Annotated in this window: 15 protein-coding genes, 1 tRNA gene and 1 pseudogene; 6 read left to right on the top strand and 11 right to left on the bottom strand. The window is 60.0% G+C overall.

Features of this window, described 5'->3' with window-relative positions:
* Positions 1 to 340: 340 nt before the first annotated feature.
* Positions 341 to 535, top strand: a complete 195-nt coding sequence (locus AC1DXW_RS05150) for a hypothetical protein (RefSeq protein WP_218430242.1) — start codon at positions 341 to 343, stop codon at positions 533 to 535.
* Here AC1DXW_RS05150 and AC1DXW_RS05145 read toward each other — a convergent pair whose 3' ends face one another.
* On the bottom strand, positions 536 to 958 hold the full coding sequence (locus AC1DXW_RS05145; RefSeq protein ID WP_007990204.1) for a quorum-sensing-regulated virulence factor family protein: 423 nt from the start codon (positions 956 to 958) through the stop codon (positions 536 to 538).
* 188 nt (positions 959 to 1,146) lie between these two features.
* Here AC1DXW_RS05145 and AC1DXW_RS05140 point away from each other — a divergent pair, with 188 nt between their 5' ends.
* The 3 genes from AC1DXW_RS05140 (at position 1,147) to AC1DXW_RS05130 (ending at position 3,212) form a co-directional block, all read left to right on the top strand.
* A complete protein-coding gene (locus tag AC1DXW_RS05140) occupies positions 1,147 to 1,905 on the top strand; it encodes a tRNA-uridine aminocarboxypropyltransferase (RefSeq protein WP_477759813.1) in 759 nt (252 codons plus the stop codon).
* Between the two features lie 218 nt (positions 1,906 to 2,123).
* Complete coding sequence (erdR, locus tag AC1DXW_RS05135) at positions 2,124 to 2,774, top strand: response regulator transcription factor ErdR (protein WP_477759812.1); 651 nt, start codon at positions 2,124 to 2,126, stop codon at positions 2,772 to 2,774.
* 75 nt (positions 2,775 to 2,849) lie between these two features.
* A complete protein-coding gene (locus tag AC1DXW_RS05130; protein ID WP_477752996.1) occupies positions 2,850 to 3,212 on the top strand; it encodes a diacylglycerol kinase in 363 nt (120 codons plus the stop codon).
* On the opposite strand, the gene AC1DXW_RS05125 is transcribed toward AC1DXW_RS05130, so the two are convergent.
* A complete protein-coding gene (locus tag AC1DXW_RS05125) occupies positions 3,209 to 4,135 on the bottom strand; it encodes a LysR family transcriptional regulator (RefSeq protein WP_046041182.1) in 927 nt (308 codons plus the stop codon). The genes AC1DXW_RS05130 and AC1DXW_RS05125 overlap by 4 nt on opposite strands.
* A gap of 146 nt (positions 4,136 to 4,281) precedes the next feature.
* Here AC1DXW_RS05125 and fpr point away from each other — a divergent pair, with 146 nt between their 5' ends.
* A complete protein-coding gene (gene fpr, locus AC1DXW_RS05120; protein WP_003443014.1) occupies positions 4,282 to 5,061 on the top strand; it encodes a ferredoxin-NADP reductase in 780 nt (259 codons plus the stop codon).
* 183 nt (positions 5,062 to 5,244) lie between these two features.
* Here fpr and tsaA read toward each other — a convergent pair whose 3' ends face one another.
* The 6 genes and pseudogenes from tsaA to rimO all read right to left on the bottom strand — a co-directional run bounded on the left by tsaA (position 5,245) and on the right by rimO (position 9,928).
* A complete protein-coding gene (gene tsaA, locus AC1DXW_RS05115; protein ID WP_477752995.1) occupies positions 5,245 to 5,943 on the bottom strand; it encodes a tRNA (N6-threonylcarbamoyladenosine(37)-N6)-methyltransferase TrmO in 699 nt (232 codons plus the stop codon).
* 210 nt (positions 5,944 to 6,153) lie between these two features.
* A pseudogene (locus tag AC1DXW_RS05110) lies at positions 6,154 to 6,344 on the bottom strand (3-oxoacyl-ACP reductase); the annotation flags it as partial.
* A gap of 204 nt (positions 6,345 to 6,548) precedes the next feature.
* On the bottom strand, positions 6,549 to 7,016 hold the full coding sequence (locus tag AC1DXW_RS05105) for a YehS family protein (protein ID WP_477752994.1): 468 nt from the start codon (positions 7,014 to 7,016) through the stop codon (positions 6,549 to 6,551).
* A 76-nt stretch (positions 7,017 to 7,092) separates the two neighbouring features.
* Positions 7,093 to 7,803, bottom strand: coding sequence for an rRNA pseudouridine synthase (locus AC1DXW_RS05100; RefSeq protein ID WP_477752993.1), 711 nt, complete (start codon positions 7,801 to 7,803; stop codon positions 7,093 to 7,095).
* 202 nt (positions 7,804 to 8,005) lie between these two features.
* Positions 8,006 to 8,479: a GNAT family N-acetyltransferase gene (locus AC1DXW_RS05095; RefSeq protein WP_477752992.1), complete on the bottom strand. Its 474-nt coding sequence runs from the start codon at positions 8,477 to 8,479 to the stop codon at positions 8,006 to 8,008.
* A gap of 111 nt (positions 8,480 to 8,590) precedes the next feature.
* Positions 8,591 to 9,928, bottom strand: coding sequence for a 30S ribosomal protein S12 methylthiotransferase RimO (gene rimO / locus AC1DXW_RS05090; protein ID WP_008052161.1), 1,338 nt, complete (start codon positions 9,926 to 9,928; stop codon positions 8,591 to 8,593).
* Between the two features lie 293 nt (positions 9,929 to 10,221).
* Between rimO and AC1DXW_RS05085 the strand changes: the two genes are divergently transcribed.
* Entirely contained in the window at positions 10,222 to 12,123 is a 1,902-nt protein-coding gene (locus AC1DXW_RS05085) for a potassium transporter Kup (RefSeq protein ID WP_477759811.1), read from the top strand.
* Positions 12,124 to 12,376: 253 nt separating this feature from the next.
* Here the strand turns inward: AC1DXW_RS05085 and AC1DXW_RS05080 are convergent, their stop codons facing one another.
* From AC1DXW_RS05080 to AC1DXW_RS05070, 3 genes are all read right to left on the bottom strand, one after another.
* Positions 12,377 to 13,672, bottom strand: coding sequence for a virulence factor family protein (locus AC1DXW_RS05080; RefSeq protein ID WP_477752990.1), 1,296 nt, complete (start codon positions 13,670 to 13,672; stop codon positions 12,377 to 12,379).
* Positions 13,672 to 16,314 (bottom strand): bifunctional lysylphosphatidylglycerol flippase/synthetase MprF, encoded by a 2,643-nt coding sequence (gene mprF / locus AC1DXW_RS05075; protein ID WP_477759810.1) that lies wholly within the window; start codon positions 16,312 to 16,314, stop codon positions 13,672 to 13,674. Before mprF ends, AC1DXW_RS05080 begins: the two co-directional genes overlap by 1 nt.
* 279 nt (positions 16,315 to 16,593) lie before the next feature.
* Positions 16,594 to 16,670: transfer RNA gene (locus tag AC1DXW_RS05070), tRNA-Met, on the bottom strand.
* Positions 16,671 to 16,787: the final 117 nt, after the last annotated feature.

Raw genomic sequence — 16,787 nt, 5'->3', positions numbered from 1 at the left:
TTTTTCCCTTGGATGAAAGAAACGTTCGCACAACACGACAAGCGACGGCCAGCCCCTTTCCAGCCTGAAAAAGTGAACGTGGATACCCTGAAATCTAGACCTTCACAGTGATTTGCGCTGTCTTGATCATTGCGCCACAAAGTCTTTCCTGGCAACCGCTTATTGACGATTTGCAAGGTGCTTTCACCGCTCGTCTGAACGTACGTCGCATGTGCGGCACTCTGATTTACTAAGTTACAGGTGTCACACGACAACTTTGCGTCAACGACAGGGCGCACGGTACAAGCGGTTCAAGGATTTATCGCTCAAACATGAGTGAAGTGCAGGGAGGCGGGAAACCATGACCAGAGTCGTTCTGGAGATCGATACGCAACTGTATCGATTGCTGAAGTCATCAGCCGAGACCCATCATTTGAGTCTCGAAGAGGAGTGCTGCCGGCGTTTGCGCGGTGGCGAACGCCGTTCGCATTACTTGCAGGCGCTGCTGGCGGAATTGCGCGCCGAAGATGAACAACGGCGCGCCAATTCCCGGTGATTACTTTTTCTTCTTGGCCGGTTGCAGGCAATCCGACTCCTGGAAGCTTGCGGAGCCGACCGGGCGGTTGGTCTTCACCTCGGTGAAGTCGTAACGCATGATCGCCCCCTTGGCCATCAGCTTGCGAAACCCTTCGTTTCTGCAGACAGAAGCGCCCAACTGGAAGTACACCGCTTTCGGGTCTGCACGCATCTTGTCGGCGTGGCTGCTCTGCACGCTCAGATGGTTGATCAGCTGTTTGCCTTCAACGGTGTAGCCTTGATCGAGTATGTCTTCGTTGATCGCTCGTGGAGTGCCGACGCTGCTCTGGGTGGCGACGTTTTGCAGCATTTTGTTCAGTTCCGTGTCTTTCAGGGACGCAGCCTGAGCATTGAAGGACGACGCCAGCAAAATGGCCGCGGTAGGAACGATAAGGCGCAGCATGAAACTCTCCTGGTTCAGTGATGGGGGTTGGACCCGTCACGTGGCTGTGCGTTCAGTGGCGGCGAATTATAGGGGAGGCGGGCTGGACGGTACAGGCTTGCGCCGGGCGGTCTGGTAAACTGCTGGCACTTTTCACCCTGTCGAGTGTTTTTCGTGTCGATTTCCCTTCTCTGTGGGCGTTGCCCGCTATGAGTCATGCCCCCGCGCGCTTTGCCTTGAATGCCGTAGCCCGCTTGCGCGATCAGCGCGAGGAGGAGGGCATCAAGCCGATTCAGGCCCGCGGCTGGCGCGCGCCGCGTTGCCGCGACTGCCGGGTGATCGAGAGTCACTGCCTGTGTGCATGGCGTCCGCAGGTCGCTACCCGCTCCGGCGTGTGCCTGATCATGACCAACAAGGAAGTGTTCAAGCCGAGCAACACCGGTTGGCTGATCGCCGACGTGGTAACTGACAACCATGCCTTCATCTGGTCCCGTACCGAGGTCGATCCAAAGTTGCTGGCGCTGTTGTCCGACCCGCAATGGCAGCCTTACCTGGTGTTTCCGGGTGAGTACGTCGAGCCCGAGCGTGTGACAAACAGCGTGGATGTCGATAGCACCAAGCGTCCATTGTTCATTCTGTTGGATGCGACCTGGACCGAAGCGCGGAAGATCTTTCGCAAGAGCCCCTATTTCGATCGATTGCCGATCCTCAGCCTGCTGCCGGAGAAACTCTCCCGCTACCGGTTGCGCCGCTCGACTCGCAGCGAGCATCTGTGCACGGCGGAAGTGGCGGCGCTGTGCCTCGACCTTGCAGGCGATGTAACCGCAGCTTCGGCGCTGGATGCCTATTTTGATGTGTTCAGCCAGCATTACCTCGACGCCAAACATCAGTTGGACATGAACGTTTCGACCCCGGCGCACGCCGAGTTGATGCCCTATGTGCAGCCGGTCACTCCGTTGATGGGCTGATTGTTGCGCATACTGCAATAACGTGTACCGGCCATGCTGCTTGACCACCCCGGCTTCGCTGGGCATGCTTGGCGCCGATCTGGGTGCGGCCAGAGTTTGCAACGTCGTTTTTTGCGTTGAGCGTGCTTTGTTGGTGCGGCTCCGTGGCTGTACCTTGAGTTGCTCTGGCGAAGCCCGAATGCATCGGGCGTCCCATGAAAAACAGGATCATTTGAAAAATGGCCACATACGAAATCCTGATTGCCGATGACCACCCACTTTTTCGTAGTGCCTTGCACCAAGCGCTGACCCTGAGCCTTGGCCCGGATGTCCGTCTGGTGGAAGTGGCGAGCATCGCCGAACTGGAAGTGCGCCTGACGGAAAAATCCGATTGGGATCTGGTGCTGCTGGACCTGAATATGCCGGGAGCCTACGGTTTTTCCGGACTGGTCCTGCTGCGCGGTCAGTATCCGCAGATTCCAGTAGTCATGGTTTCGGCCCAGGAAGAGCCGACCATCATGGTCAAGTCTCGTGAGTTCGGCGCCAGTGGCTTCATTCCCAAATCCAGCGACTTGAGTGTGATCCAGAAAGCCGTGCGTGCGGTTCTCGATGGCGACGTGTTCTGGCCGCCGCAGGCGTTCGAAGCGGTCAGCGTCTCGGATGAAGCCAAGGCGGCCAGCGAAGGCCTTGCCAGCCTGACGCCGCAGCAATTCCGGGTGCTGACCATGGTCTGCGAAGGCTTGCTGAACAAGCAGATCGCCTACGAGCTGAGTGTTTCCGAGGCGACGATCAAGGCGCATGTCACCGCGATTTTCCGTAAACTGAATGTGCGGACCCGGACCCAGGCCGCGCTGCTCTTGCAACAACTTGAGTCAATTTCCAGCCATTAAAGGCTGGCAACTTCACGCTTTTTTGACTTTGGTTGATCTAGCTTTCCTACTTCTTTTTTGTAAGTTGCCCACTCTATGTCACCTTTCAAAGGCCAGACCGGTCTGAAACGTATTCTCAATGCCTCCAGTTATTCGCTGGACGGCCTGCGCGCAGCCTTCACCGGTGAAGCCGCCTTTCGGCAATTGGTATTGCTCAACGTCATCCTGATTCCCCTTTCGTTCTTCCTGAATGTCAGCCGGGTCGAACGGGCGTTGTTGATCGCGGTATGCCTGCTGGCGTTGATCGTCGAGTTGCTCAACTCGGCAGTGGAAGCGGCCATCGACCGCATTTCCCTTGAGCGGCACCCGCTGTCCAAGAATGCCAAGGACATGGGCAGTGCCGCCCAGTTCGTGGCATTGAGCATGATTGCCCTGGTGTGGGCGGTAATTCTGCTCTAAGCGATCGTCGGCAGCACGATCTCGTCGCTGCGCTGAACCCCGGCGGTGAAGGCGCGGCACAGATCGAGGAACTCGCGCATCGCCGAGGTCTGATACTTCTGTTTATGCCAGATGAAATAAAACTGTCGCGCCAGATCCAGATCCGGCGTCTCGACAGGCACCAGGCTGCCGCGGCGGAATGCGTCGCGCAAAGCCAGCCTGGAAATGCAGCCAATCCCCAAACCTGACTCCACCGCGCGCTTGATCGCTTCGGTGTGCTCGAGCTCCAGGCGAATGTTTAATGAAGTGCGGTGATGGCGCATGGCTTGATCGAAGGTCAACCGCGTGCCTGAGCCTTGTTCGCGCAAGATCCAGGCTTCGTGACTCAACTCATCCATGGTGGCCGTGCCGCGCTTGGCCAGCGGATGCTGAGGGGCGCAAAACACCACCAGTTCGTCCTCGACCCAGCTTTGTACTTCGATGTCCGGGTGGCTGCAGTCGCCTTCGATTAGACCCAGATCAATTTCATAGTGGGCCACTTGTTGCACGATATTGGCAGTGTTCTGCACGTGCAGTTTCACCTGGCTTTCCGGATGGCGCTGCATGAAGCTGCCGATCAGCAGGGTGGCCAGGTAATTGCCGATGGTCAGGGTCGCGCCCACGGCCAGCGAGCCGAAACCGGACTTGCCGTTGAGCAGATCTTCGATTTCCTTGGCCTGGTCCAGCAGGGCGACAGCTTGCGGCAACAGTTGTTTGCCGAGCGCGTTGAGGCTCAGGCGTTTGCCGGCGCGGTCGAACAACTGGCAGCTGCACTGGCGCTCCAGCTCGGTGATCGAGGTGCTCGCCGCCGATTGCGAGAGGTTGAGCAGGCCCGCGGCACGGGATACGCTTTCCTGCTGGGCGACGGCGACGAATACTTGAAGTTGACGGAGAGTAAATCGCATATCGATATAACCGATAACCCTTATCTTAATAATCCATTTAACAGATATTGTCTCTGCCTTTAGAATGCGATGCAATTGCGCAGAGCTGGCTTTCTTTGCAGAGCACGCCGAACACGCGCAGACAAATCTCCAGGAGTCCCACGTACATGAGCAACATGAACCACGAGCGTGTCCTCAGTGTTCACCACTGGAACGACACTCTGTTCAGCTTCAAGTGCACCCGTGATCCGGGCCTGCGCTTCGAGAACGGTCAGTTCGTGATGATCGGCCTGCAACAGCCCAACGGCCGCCCGCTTATGCGCGCTTACTCGATTGCCAGCCCGAACTGGGAAGAGCATCTCGAGTTCTTCAGCATCAAGGTGCCTGATGGTCCGCTGACTTCGCAGTTGCAGCATCTGAAGGAAGGCGACGAGATCATCATCAGCAAGAAGCCTACCGGCACGCTGGTACTGGATGACTTGAAGCCTGGCAAACATTTGTACCTGCTCAGCACCGGTACCGGTCTGGCGCCGTTCATGAGTGTTATCCAGGACCCGGAAACCTACGAGCGTTTCGAGAAAGTGATCCTGTGCCACGGCGTGCGTTACGTCAACGAAGTCGCTTACCGCGAGTTCATCACCGAGCACCTGCCGCAGAACGAATTCTTCGGCGAAGCACTGCGTGACAAGTTGATCTACTACCCGACCGTGACCCGCGAGCCGTTCGAGAACGAAGGTCGCCTGACCGACCTGATGCGCAGCGGCAAGCTGTTCAGCGACATCGGCCTGCCACCGATCAACCCGCAGGACGACCGCGCCATGCTGTGCGGCAGCCCGAGCATGCTCGACGAGACCAGCGAAGTGCTGAACAGCTTCGGCCTGAAGGTTTCGCCGCGGATGCGCGAGCCGGGTGATTACCTGATCGAGCGAGCGTTCGTCGAGAAGTGACCGTAGGTCACTTGTAGGAGCGAGCCTGCTCGCGATGGAGGTCAACGATAACGCGGGAAGCTTGATACCCAGCGGCGTCCTCAGGTTTTTCGCGAGCAGGCTCGCTCCTACAGTAGATTTGCAGCGCATCTGAAAAGCCCGCATGACTTGGGAAGGTCATGCGGGCTTATTCGTTTCCGGCGTTCAGCCCTTTGCAGGAATGACTTCCAGGACGCGGATCAGCTCCGGTGTCGGATAGTGCCAGCGCACATCCAGATCCCAGAACTGCGCGCCGTATTCCCGCGCGGGTGCCGGCGTTTGATAGGCCGGGCGCGGATCTTGCGCCAGGCATTGCTCGATCAGCTCAACCAAAGGCTCTTCCAGGCGCTGAGCATGCTCGTGAGCCTGTTTCAGCGCTGTATCCGTCCACTGTATGGGGATCAGCTGCGGCGCGGCGCTGGCGATGCTGTTGGTGGCTGTGTCGATGATGTCGGCGTAGGGCACGTAGGGTTTGATATCGAGAATCGGCGTGCCATCCAGCAGATCGATGCCCGAGATCCACAAGCGGTTGGCTTCGACCTTGTCCAGTTTCACCACTGACTGCCCGATGCCATTGGGACGGTGGGTGGCGCGGGTAGCGAACACGCCCATGGATTTGTTGCCGCCGAGGCGAGGAGGGCGGACCTTCAAGCGAGGCTTTTCTTCCAGGGCCTGGTGGAACAGGAACAACAGCCATACATGGCTGACCTGCTCCAGGCCCTGTACAGCGTCCCCTTGATCGAACGGTGCCACCAGTTCCAGCACGCCACGGGCGGCCGGGGCCAGTTGCGGCTGGCGCGGAATGGCGAACTTCTCCTTGAAGCAGGAGCGCACGAAGCCGATGGGGGAAACGCTGTAGGTCATGGTTTGAGGTCGAGGTGGATTTAGATAGGGCATGATGCCGCAAAGATCAAAAGATCGCAGCCTGCGGCAGCTCCTACAGAGGAATTCGTTCGGCGTAGGAGCTGCCGCAGGCTGCGATCTTTTAAAGGCTGAATCCGCCATCCAGGGGAATGATATTCCCGGTCATGTAGACCCCGGCAGTACTCGCCAAACTGATCGCCAGCGCCGCTACCCCTTGATAGGGTAGCTCTCCAGCAGTGCGCCCCAGGTGGTGCTGGCATTGTTCACCAGAATGTCCAGATGAGTGATCTGCTCGCCCAGGCGCCCGCCTCGAGATAGGCCTTGGCGATCATTTTACCGGTGCCGCGGGTGCCACCGGTCATCAGAGCAGTGCGGCCTTGCAGGGAAAAGTAGGGATGCATGGCGAATCCTGAGAGCTGAGGTCTTTACACCCTGGTCGTCAGCCGCGGTCAGCGGAGCCACTATTTTTGCGCGGAATGAGCGGGCATAGCGCCATGCGGGAACTGCGATGTGGCGTTCCGACTAGCCAGCGAAGGATGAGGGAACACCGCGTTCATACAGTCAGTACGCGTTATCGTTTGCGACCTTCGCTGGCAAGCCAGCTCCTACAGGCGAACGCGCAGGGTCAGGCCCTTGAGGAAATTGCGCAGCAACTGGTCGCCGCACGGGCGATAGTTGGTGTGGCCGAACTTGCGGAACAACGCGCTCAGTTCAGGCTTGGACACCGGGAACTCGGCGGCCTTGAGGATCGCGTGCATGTCGTCCTCTTTCAGCTCGAACGCCACCCGCAGCTTTTTCAGGATGATGTTGTTGGTCACCGGCACTTCGATCGGCTGCGGCGGACGGCTTTCGTCCTTGCCACGCTTGAAGATCACCAGACCGTCGAGGAAATGCGCCATGACTTCGTCCGGGCAGCGTACGAAGCCTTCCTCGTCTTCTTCTTTTTTGTCGAGGTAGGTCAGCAGGTCCGGCAGGGTCACGTTCAGGCCGCCGAGCTTGATGATCTCGATGACTTTCTTGTCGCTGATGTCGAGCATGTAGCGCACGCTGCGCAGTACGTCGTTATGAATCATGTGTGCAGTCCTGATAATTCAGCTATGGGCGCCGCCGAAAACAGCAGCGCCGAAAGGTGTGGCGGCGCGGGGAGCCTTAGAACTTCTCTTTGCCGGACAAGTAGCGCCATTGCCCCACGGGCACTTTGCCGATGGACACGCCGCCGATGCGGATGCGGCGGATGGCGACGACTTTCAGGCCGACGGCCTGGCACAGCTGGGCGATGATGCCCGGTTGCGGGTTCTTCATGGCAAAGCGCAGGCGGTTTTCGTTCTGCCAGCTGGCCTTGACCGCCGGCAGCTCCTTGCCCTTGTGGGTCAGGCCGTGGTTCAAACGGTTGAGGCCGTGAGCCACCATCTCGCCTTCAACCTCGACCACATACTCTTGCTCGATCTTGCTGGAGTCAGCGGTGAGCTTGCGCAGGATTTTCCAGTCCTGGGTGAACACCAGCAGACCGCTGGCGTTGGCCTGCAGGTCGGTGCTGGCGGTCAGGCGCAGGAAGTGCCCTCGCAACGGTCGCTTGCCGTAGCGGTGTTCTTCGCTCAAGGTCTCGGCGCCGAGGGTGGCCATGGCGGTGTCTGCGTCCATGCCGGCGGGCACATTGAGCAGCAGGGTCACCGGTTCCGGCGCGGTGGCCTTGGCTTCTGGATCAAGCTCGACTTTCTGGGTGTCGACCTTGAATTGCGGCTCGTCGATGACCTCGCCGTCGACGGTGACCCAGCCGCCCTCGATGAACAGCTCAGCCTCCCGACGGGAGCAGCCGACGAGTTCGATGAGGCGTTTGGAGAGACGAATCGGGTCAGTCATGTCAGGGCCGTAACAAAAAGGGGGGAGGCATTGTACCTGCCTGGCGCCGGTTAATCCCGGTTCCATTTACACCGTAGAGCTTTTTGTAGGCGCTGGCTTGCCAGCGAGCAGTGTGTCTGTGAAAACAATGCTGGATGTGCCGACGTCTTCGCTGCGATGCGGCGACCCGACAAGCCAGCTCCTACAGTTGTTCCGTGTTGTGTCAGCCATGTTGGGAGTGTTGCTGATTTTGGCGCATACGCATGTGCAGCAATGGATACGGCTGGCCCATGCCATCGACTTCCGAGCGACCGATGACCTCGAAGCCCTGCTTGAAGTAAAAGCCCAGGGCTTGCGGGTTCTGTTCGTTGACGTCCAGTTCGTCGGCATTCAGGTGTTCCAGGGCATAGCGCAACAATTTCTTGCCCAGGCCCTGGCCGCGATGGTCGGGGTCGATGAAGAGCATTTCGATCTTGCCGGCCGCGACGCCGGCGAACCCGGTGATGCGTTGGTTCGAATCCTTGGTGCAGATCAGCATCACCGCGTCGAGGTAGCGGGTCAGCACCAGGTTTCTCAGCAGTTTGATGTAGCTGTCCGGCAGAAAGTCGTGGGTAGCGCGTACCGAGGCCTCCCAGACCCGGGTCAATTCTTCGTAGTCGCCGAGTTTCGGCGTGTGGATGACCGAATGCTGACGCATGCCTGTCTGCCCCTGATGCGTGAGTGATGTGAGTCCGTTCAATCTCAAACGATAGCCGTAAAAAAGCCCCGCATCTCGTCAAGAGAGCGGGGCTTTGCGTATTTTTTGCGTTTAGATCTGTTCAGCCCACAGGTCGTATTCGTCGGCGTCGGTCACTTTGCACCAGACCTTGTCGCCCGGCTTGAGGTTGCTGCCGTTGTCGATGAATACGTTACCATCGATTTCCGGAGCATCGAAGAAGCAGCGGCCGACCGCGCCTTGCTCGTCGACTTCATCGACCAGCACTTCGATTTCACGGCCGATGCGCATTTGCAGGCGCGCCGAGCTGATGGCCTGCTGGTGCGCCATGAAGCGCTCCCAGCGGTCCTGCTTGACGTCGTCCGGGACGACTTCCAGGTCCAGGTCATTGGCCGGTGCACCTTCTACCGGCGAGTACTGGAAGCAGCCGACGCGGTCGAGCTGGGCTTCAGTCAGCCAGTTCAGCAGGTACTGGAAGTCTTCTTCGGTTTCGCCCGGGAAGCCAACGATGAAGGTCGAACGGATGATCAGGTCCGGGCAGATTTCGCGCCAGTTCTTGATCCGTGCCAGGGTCTTGTCTTCGAAAGCCGGGCGTTTCATCGACTTCAGCACTTTCGGGCTGGCGTGCTGGAACGGGATGTCCAGGTACGGCAGGATCTTGCCGGCGGCCATCAGCGGGATCAGCTCGTCAACGTGCGGGTACGGGTAAACGTAGTGCAGGCGAACCCAGACGCCGAGGGTGCTCAGGGCTTCGCAGAGTTCGGTCATGCGGGTTTTCACCGGCGCGCCGTTCCAGAAACCGGTGCGGTATTTCACGTCGACGCCATAGGCGCTGGTGTCTTGCGAGATCACCAACAGCTCTTTGACACCGGACTTGACCAGGCGCTGGGCCTCGTCGAGCACGTCACCGACCGGACGGCTGACCAGTTTGCCGCGCATCGACGGGATGATGCAGAAGCTGCAGCTGTGGTTGCAGCCTTCGGAAATTTTCAGGTAGGCGTAGTGGCGCGGGGTCAGCTTGATGCCTTGCGGCGGCACCAGGTCGATCAGCGGGTTGTGGTCCTGGCGTGGCGGCACGACTTCGTGCACCGCGTTGACCACTTGCTCGTACTGCTGCGGACCGGTCACGGCCAGCACGCTCGGATGTACGTTGCGAATGTTGCCTTCTTCGACGCCCATGCAGCCGGTCACGATGACCTTGCCGTTTTCCTTGATGGCTTCGCCGATCACTTCCAGGGACTCGGCCTTGGCCGAATCGATGAAGCCGCAGGTGTTGACCACTACGACGTCGGCGTCCTGGTAGGTGGACACGACGTCATAGCCTTCCATGCGCAGCTGGGTAAGGATGCGCTCGGAGTCGACCAGTGCTTTGGGGCAACCCAGGGATACGAAGCCAACCTTTGGATTGGCCGGCGCAGGAGTGGTGGACATGTCTAACCTCGGTATTTTGTGACGCCGCTTGCCGGGCAGGGCAAAACCGACGGACGGGCGCTTGAACTGCGCCTCTGATCAAAAAGTGCGCAATTCTAGCGATGAGTCGTTCACTTGACCAGCTTTATGCAGGGAAATACGACGAGTGCTGCGCTATGCTTCGCGCCGTTACGCTTTACTGATTTTTTACAGTCAACAAAACGTCTGTAACGTGAAGTAAAACAGCGCATGCTGCACGACAAAGCATAGTGCTTCTTTCAAAGAAGCCCGAGTCTGGGTAGTAGGAGTGGTGGATGGGTCAGGCAAGTAGTCAGACTGCGGGCGCCGAGCATTCGGCGGTGAAGCCGATCGGGATGCTGGTCGCGGCAGTCGGGGTGGTTTATGGCGATATCGGCACCAGTCCGTTGTACACCCTCAAAGAAGTGTTTTCCGGAGGCTATGGCGTGCCGGTCAACCATGACGGGGTGCTGGGGATCCTGGCGCTGATCTTCTGGTCGCTGATCTGGGTTGTGTCGATCAAGTACATGATGTTCGTGCTGCGCGCCGACAACCAGGGCGAAGGCGGGATCATGGCCTTGACCGCACTGGCCCGGCGGGCGGCGGCGGGGCACGCGAAATTGCGCATGTTGCTGGTGGTCTGCGGGCTGATCGGCGCGGCGTTGTTTTATGGCGACAGCATGATTACCCCGGCGATCTCCGTGCTGTCGGCGATTGAAGGCCTGGGGCTGGCCTTCGAAGGCATCGACCATTGGGTCGTGCCGCTGTCGCTGGTAGTGCTGGTCGCGCTGTTTCTGATCCAGCGTCACGGCACGGCACGGATCGGCATTCTGTTCGGGCCGATCATGGTCGCCTGGTTTTTGGTGTTGGGCGCGTTGGGCGTCTACGGCATCCTTCAACACCCGGAAGTATTGCAGGCAATGAATCCGGTGTGGGGCGTGCGCTTCTTCATCGACCACCCGGGCATGGGCGTGACAATTCTCGGCGCTGTAGTACTGGCATTGACCGGTGCCGAAGCGCTGTACGCGGACATGGGCCACTTCGGTCGCAAGCCGATTGCCCGTGCGTGGTTCATCCTGGTGCTGCCGGCGCTGGTGCTGAACTACTTCGGTCAGGGCGCCTTACTGCTCGGCGACCCGGAAGCTGCCCGTAACCCGTTCTACCTGCTGGCACCGAGCTGGGCATTGATCCCGCTGGTCGGCCTGTCGACCCTGGCCACGGTGATTGCCTCGCAAGCGGTGATTTCCGGCGCGTTCTCCTTGACCCGTCAGGCGATCCAGCTCGGTTACATTCCGCGCATGCACATCCGGCACACCTCCAGCGCCGAACAGGGTCAGATCTACATCGGCGCGGTGAACTGGGCGCTGATGGTCGGTGTGGTGCTGCTGGTGCTGGGTTTCGAATCCTCCGGTGCCCTGGCCTCGGCCTACGGTGTGGCGGTGACCGGGACCATGCTGATGACCACCATCCTGGTGTCGGCCGTGATATTGCTGTTGTGGAAATGGCCACCGCTTCTCGCCGTTCCCGTGCTGCTCGGTTTCCTGCTGGTGGACGGCCTGTACTTTGCCGCCAACGTGCCGAAAATCGTCCAGGGCGGGGCTTTCCCGGTGATCGCCGGTATTGTGCTGTTTGTGTTGATGACTACCTGGAAGCGCGGCAAGCAGTTGTTGGTCGAGCGCATCGATGAGGGTGGATTGCCGCTGCCGATCTTCATCAGCAGCATTGCCGTACAACCGCCCCATCGAGTTCAGGGCACCGCCGTGTTCCTGACAGCGCGGGCGGATGCCGTGCCCCACGCGTTGTTGCACAACCTGCTGCATAACCAGGTGTTGCACGAGCAAGTGGTGTTGCTGACGGTGGTGTACGAAGACATCCCTCGGGTGCCACTACAACGGCGCTTCGAGGTCGATTCCTACGGCGAAGGTTTCTTCCGCGTAATCCTGCATTTCGGATTCATCGATGAGCCGGACGTACCGCAGGCGCTGAAACTGTGCCACCTCGATGAACTGAATTTCAGCCCGATGCGTACCACCTACTTCCTCAGCCGCGAGACGGTCATCGCCTCCAAGCTCGAAGGCATGGCCCGTTGGCGCGAAGGGTTGTTTGCGTTTATGTTGCAGAACGCCAACGGCAATTTGCGCTTCTTCAATCTGCCGCTGAACCGGGTGATTGAGCTGGGGACGCAGGTGGAGATGTAAGCGACCCACAAAAAGCCCCCGTTGCCATTGCGGCAGCGGGGGCTTTTTGATGGGGGAGTGCAAAGTCTTAAAGGTGTGATGACCCTTGTGGGAGCGAGCTTGCTCGCGATAGCGGTGCCACATTCAACAGAGATGTCGCCTGATCCACCGCTATCGCGAGCAAGCTCGCTCCCACAGGGGGTGTGTGGTGCCTGCTGGAATGAAAAAGCCCCCGCAACCGTAAGGCTGCGGGGGCTTTTTGCAGGCTGTCAGATCACTCTGTAGCAGCCGTTTCCTTCACCTGCCGCTTCTCGATCACATCCACCAGACGCTTGGCCAGCGCCGGGTAGTTCTCGTCGAAGTGATGGCCGCCAGGCAGCTTGATGGCTTCGCCCACCGCAGTCTTGTCGGTGCAGCCGCTTTCGTCGGTTTCCTCTTCACCGTAGATGCACACCACTTTGGCGGCTGGCAGCTTGGCCATTTCCGGGCCGGTGGCGGCTTCCTTGCCGGCGTTGCCGAGCCAGCCTTCGACTTCGATTTCGAAGCTGCCGGTACGGGCGAAGGCCAGGAGGATGATCGCGTCGACGCGTTGCTGCTCCGACTCGGCCAGACGATTGTAGATCGCTGGCAGGACATCGGCGCCGAACGAGTAACCGGTCAGGATGAAGCGCTTGGTGCCCCATTTCTGCCGGTAGTGTTGCATCAGTTCGGCCAGGTCCAGCGCACTTTGCTCCGGGCTCTTGTGCTGCCAGTAGTAGCGCAGGGTGTCGATACCGACCACCGGGTAGCCGATCTTGGCCATCTCGCCCGCCACGTCGCGGTCGAGATCGCGCCAGCCGCCGTCACCGGACAGGAACAGGGTCACGGTGTCCCTGGCCTGGCCTGCCGGCACTTCGACCACCGGGATCTGCAGGCCGCCAGCGGCCTTGTCACCACCGACGAGGATCTTGCGCAACTCGTTGTTCAGCACTTGTGGCAGGTTGATGTCGTAGTCGCTGATGCTGGTTTCGGCATTGACCTGGTCGCGCACGAAGCCGGCGCTGGTGTCGTCCGGGTTGTCGTTCCATGCCACCAGCCAGTGGCCGTGGGCCGCGCTTTTCGGTAGCAGGTGCGTACAGCCGGGCTTTTCCAGGGCCAGGTCCACCGAGACGGCCTGGGCCTTGTCGTTCTTCTGCTCGGACAACCAGCGCCAGGCCAGCACGGCGCCCGGGCCGATGCCGCTGACCAGGGTCGCCGGGCCTTTCAGTTCTCTCAGGCCCGATTGCAGGGCTCGGCTTTGCAGCAGGCAGTCCTTGGGCAGGATCACCTGGACAATCTGCGCCGCGCCACTGCGGCTGAGGGTCATCAATTGCTTGTCGCTGAGTTTCTGGTCTTCGTTGACAGCCACCAGTACCTGGGCGCGTGGCGTGGTACCGGGGATGACACGGGTCATCGCCGCACCATCGGCCGGGGTCAGCAATTCGAGGGTCGGTTCCGGTGCCGGGCGTTTCAGGTACCAGTAACCGCCACCGAGAACCAGGGCCACAATCACCAGTGTGCCCAATACATACCGCAAGGAGCGTTGAATCATCAGCGTTTCACCAATCCGGTCAAGCCACCCGCGATCAGGGCAGCAGTGTCGGCCAGCGCAACCAGCGGATCGAGTCCGGCGGGCACGGCCATATAACGGGGTTCCCAATCAGGCTGGAACTTGTCTTTGAAGCGGCGCAAGCCCTGGAAGTTGTACAGCTGCTCACCACGGCGGAATACCATCGAGCCCAGGCGCTGGGTCAATGGCGCGCCGCGACGGGGTTGCAACCCCGACAACGGCACCATGCCCAGGCTGAAACGCGCGTACCCATGGTTTTTATAATGTTGAATCAGGCCGACCATCATGAACTCCATGGTCAGCTTCGGGGCATCCGGGTGCGCGCGCATCAGGTCGAGGCTGGCCAGGTCATGGCCGTAGGTCTCGAGCAGGTTGGCGAACGCCACCGGGCGTCCTTCGAAGCGTATCACCGCGATGCGGAAATACTTGAGGTAGTCATCGCTGAAGCGGCCCAGCGAAAAGCCTTTCTCCCGGACGTTCTTGCCGGTCAGCCAGGCGTCGGAAATCACCTTGAGCTCATCCATCGGCGCGTGGCCCGGCTCATGGATTTCCAGGGACAGGCCGTCACGGGTGCCTCGGTTCCAGGTGTAGCGCAGGTCTTTCATCTCTTTGCCCTTGGCTTCGAGATCAAAACGCTTGAGGTCGACCCGGGCTTCTTCGCCGAGCTTGATCGCGGTCAGGCCGATGTCCATGTAGTACGGCAGGTTCTCTGCGCGCACTTGATAGAACACGGGACGGGCATGGTGGATGTCGCACAGATCGCGGAACTGCCAGATCATTTCCGCCCGTTGCTGGCCCGGGCCGATCGGGTCATACAACGCCACCAGGCTGCGGCCACGGCGGGCGTACATCAGGAACGCCTCGTCGTTGGGGTGAAACAGCAGCGCCTTGTCACCGGTCAGGGCCAGGCCGCCATCCGGTTGGGCCGATGCCATGAGGATCTTGCTGGCGCGCTCCAGTTCGTCGGGCGTCGGCAGGTGAATGACCGGACGCGCGGTGCGCAGCAGCCAGGTCAGCGACACCACCACCAGCAGCACTGCGGCACCGAGCAGCGAACGCAGGCCGCGGGGGGCATCGGCGTCGAGGGTGAACTGCCACCAGAGCTGGTGGCTGTACGGAACGTCCTGATAGGCGAACAGCAGCAACCAGATCGACGCACCGAGCACGCACAGGCTGGCCACCAGGTACAGCGGCGAGAACGGTACTTCGGTCAGGCGGCTGGGGCGATAGAACGAGCGGCGGAATACCCCGAGCAGGCTCGCCGTCAGCACCATCAGGCTGGCTTCCTCCCAGTCGAAGCCTTTGAGCAGTGAGAGCAGGGCGCCGACCAGCAACAGAATGGTGGTCAGCATCCACGCGGCCGAGAGCCGGCGACGCAGCCCCTGGGCCAGTAACAGGCAAAGAACGCCGACCAGGCTGGCGCCAAAGTGCGAAGCATCGACCAGTCGATGGGGGATCAGAAACCCGATGTGTTCCAGGCGGGTGTCGATTTCCGGGGTGGCACCGGAAAAGAGCAGGACAACACCGGACAGGAATACCAGCACCGCCAGTATCGGAGCCGCCAGGCCTGAGGCCGCGCGCAACGTCTGGCGTGTCTGGAACAGGCGCTGACCTTCGTTGATCAGCAACAGCAGGCAGGCCACCAGTAAGGGCAGGACCACGTAGATCAAGCGATAGAGCAGCAGGGCGGCCGCCAGTGGCGCAGCACCGAGGGTGTCGGAAAACGCCGCCAGCAAAATGGCTTCGAACACCCCGACACCGCCCGGCACATGGCTGAGCACGCCGGCGGCCAGCGCCAGCAGGTAAACCAAGAGGAAGGCACCAAAGGGCGGTGCTTCTGGCAGCAGCAGATAGAGCACGGTCGCGGCCGCCGCTACGTCCAGGGCAGTGATGACCAATTGCAGGAACGTCAGGCGACGCCCGGGCAGACGCAAGGTGCGGCGGCCGACCTTGACCAGCAGGTTGTCCGGGTAAGGCTGTTCCGGCAGCCGACGACGGTAGATACCAATGGCCAGCACCGAAAACAGTACGAGCACGGCGCTCGCCACCACGCCCAGCAACGTCTCGGAGAGACCCAGGGCGGTGGATGCCGCTGGCAGGTCGCTGAGCGTCGCCAGGGCGGCCAGCGGCGGCAGGGCGCAACCCAGCGAGAGGCTGGCGAACAGCGTCATGTGGGCGACTTCAGCCGCTCCCAGGCCATGACGGGCATAGAGGCGATAGCGAACCGAACCGCCCGACAGCATTGAAAGACCGATGGCGTTGCCGATGGCAAAGGCCGTGAAACCGCCTAGCGCCAACGTGCGCGGTGCCAGGCTCACCCCGGCATAGCGACTGGCCGACCATTCGTAGCCGAGCAGAATGATGAAACCCGCCACCGTTGCGGCCAGTGCGCCCATCAAGGCAGGTTTTGGAACTTCGAGGATCGAGTCGTGCAGCGCGTAAAGGTCGAGTTCGCTCAACAGATGGCGACAGGCAATCAGCGCGATCGCGAACAACAGCAGGGTGACCGCCAGACCAATGGGTTGACGGTATTTGCTCAATCGATCGAGCAGGCGCAGGCGCTCAGCCTTGATCGGTTGTGTCGCTGTGACAGTGTCTTGTGAATCAGACGAGTTGGCGCGCATCAATCACCTCTTGGATTGTGCGCGACAGGATGGGGGTATCCAGCCAAGTTACCAATCCCTGCAGAAAAAAATAATCACAAATATTAACGCCTATCACCGGGCAACGGGGACGGCGCGTCATCAGTCGTGAAGGCTTCAGCCTGCAATAGAGCATAGTCTGAACCCGGCGCATGGGTGCCCCCCAAACGGCTTGCTTCACAGTGACAGGTCATTGTTGCGAAAGGACTTTTTCAACAGATACAAAAAAGGCCACTCTTTCGAGTAGCCTTTTTTGATGTTTGGTTGCGGGAGCCGGATTTGAACCGACGACCTTCGGGTTATGAGCCCGACGAGCTACCAGACTGCTCCATCCCGCGTCTGTGTGGCGGCATTCTATAGAGATACGCCGGGGTGTCAACCGTTAATCCTGAATCAGGTCAAATAAACGTTGAATCGCGGCAAACGGTCGCGGCGATGGCCTAAGTTTCGGAATC

This window comes from Pseudomonas sp. P4_C4, from assembly GCF_056402055.1.
This window is presented reverse-complemented; position numbering and strand designations above follow the sequence as displayed.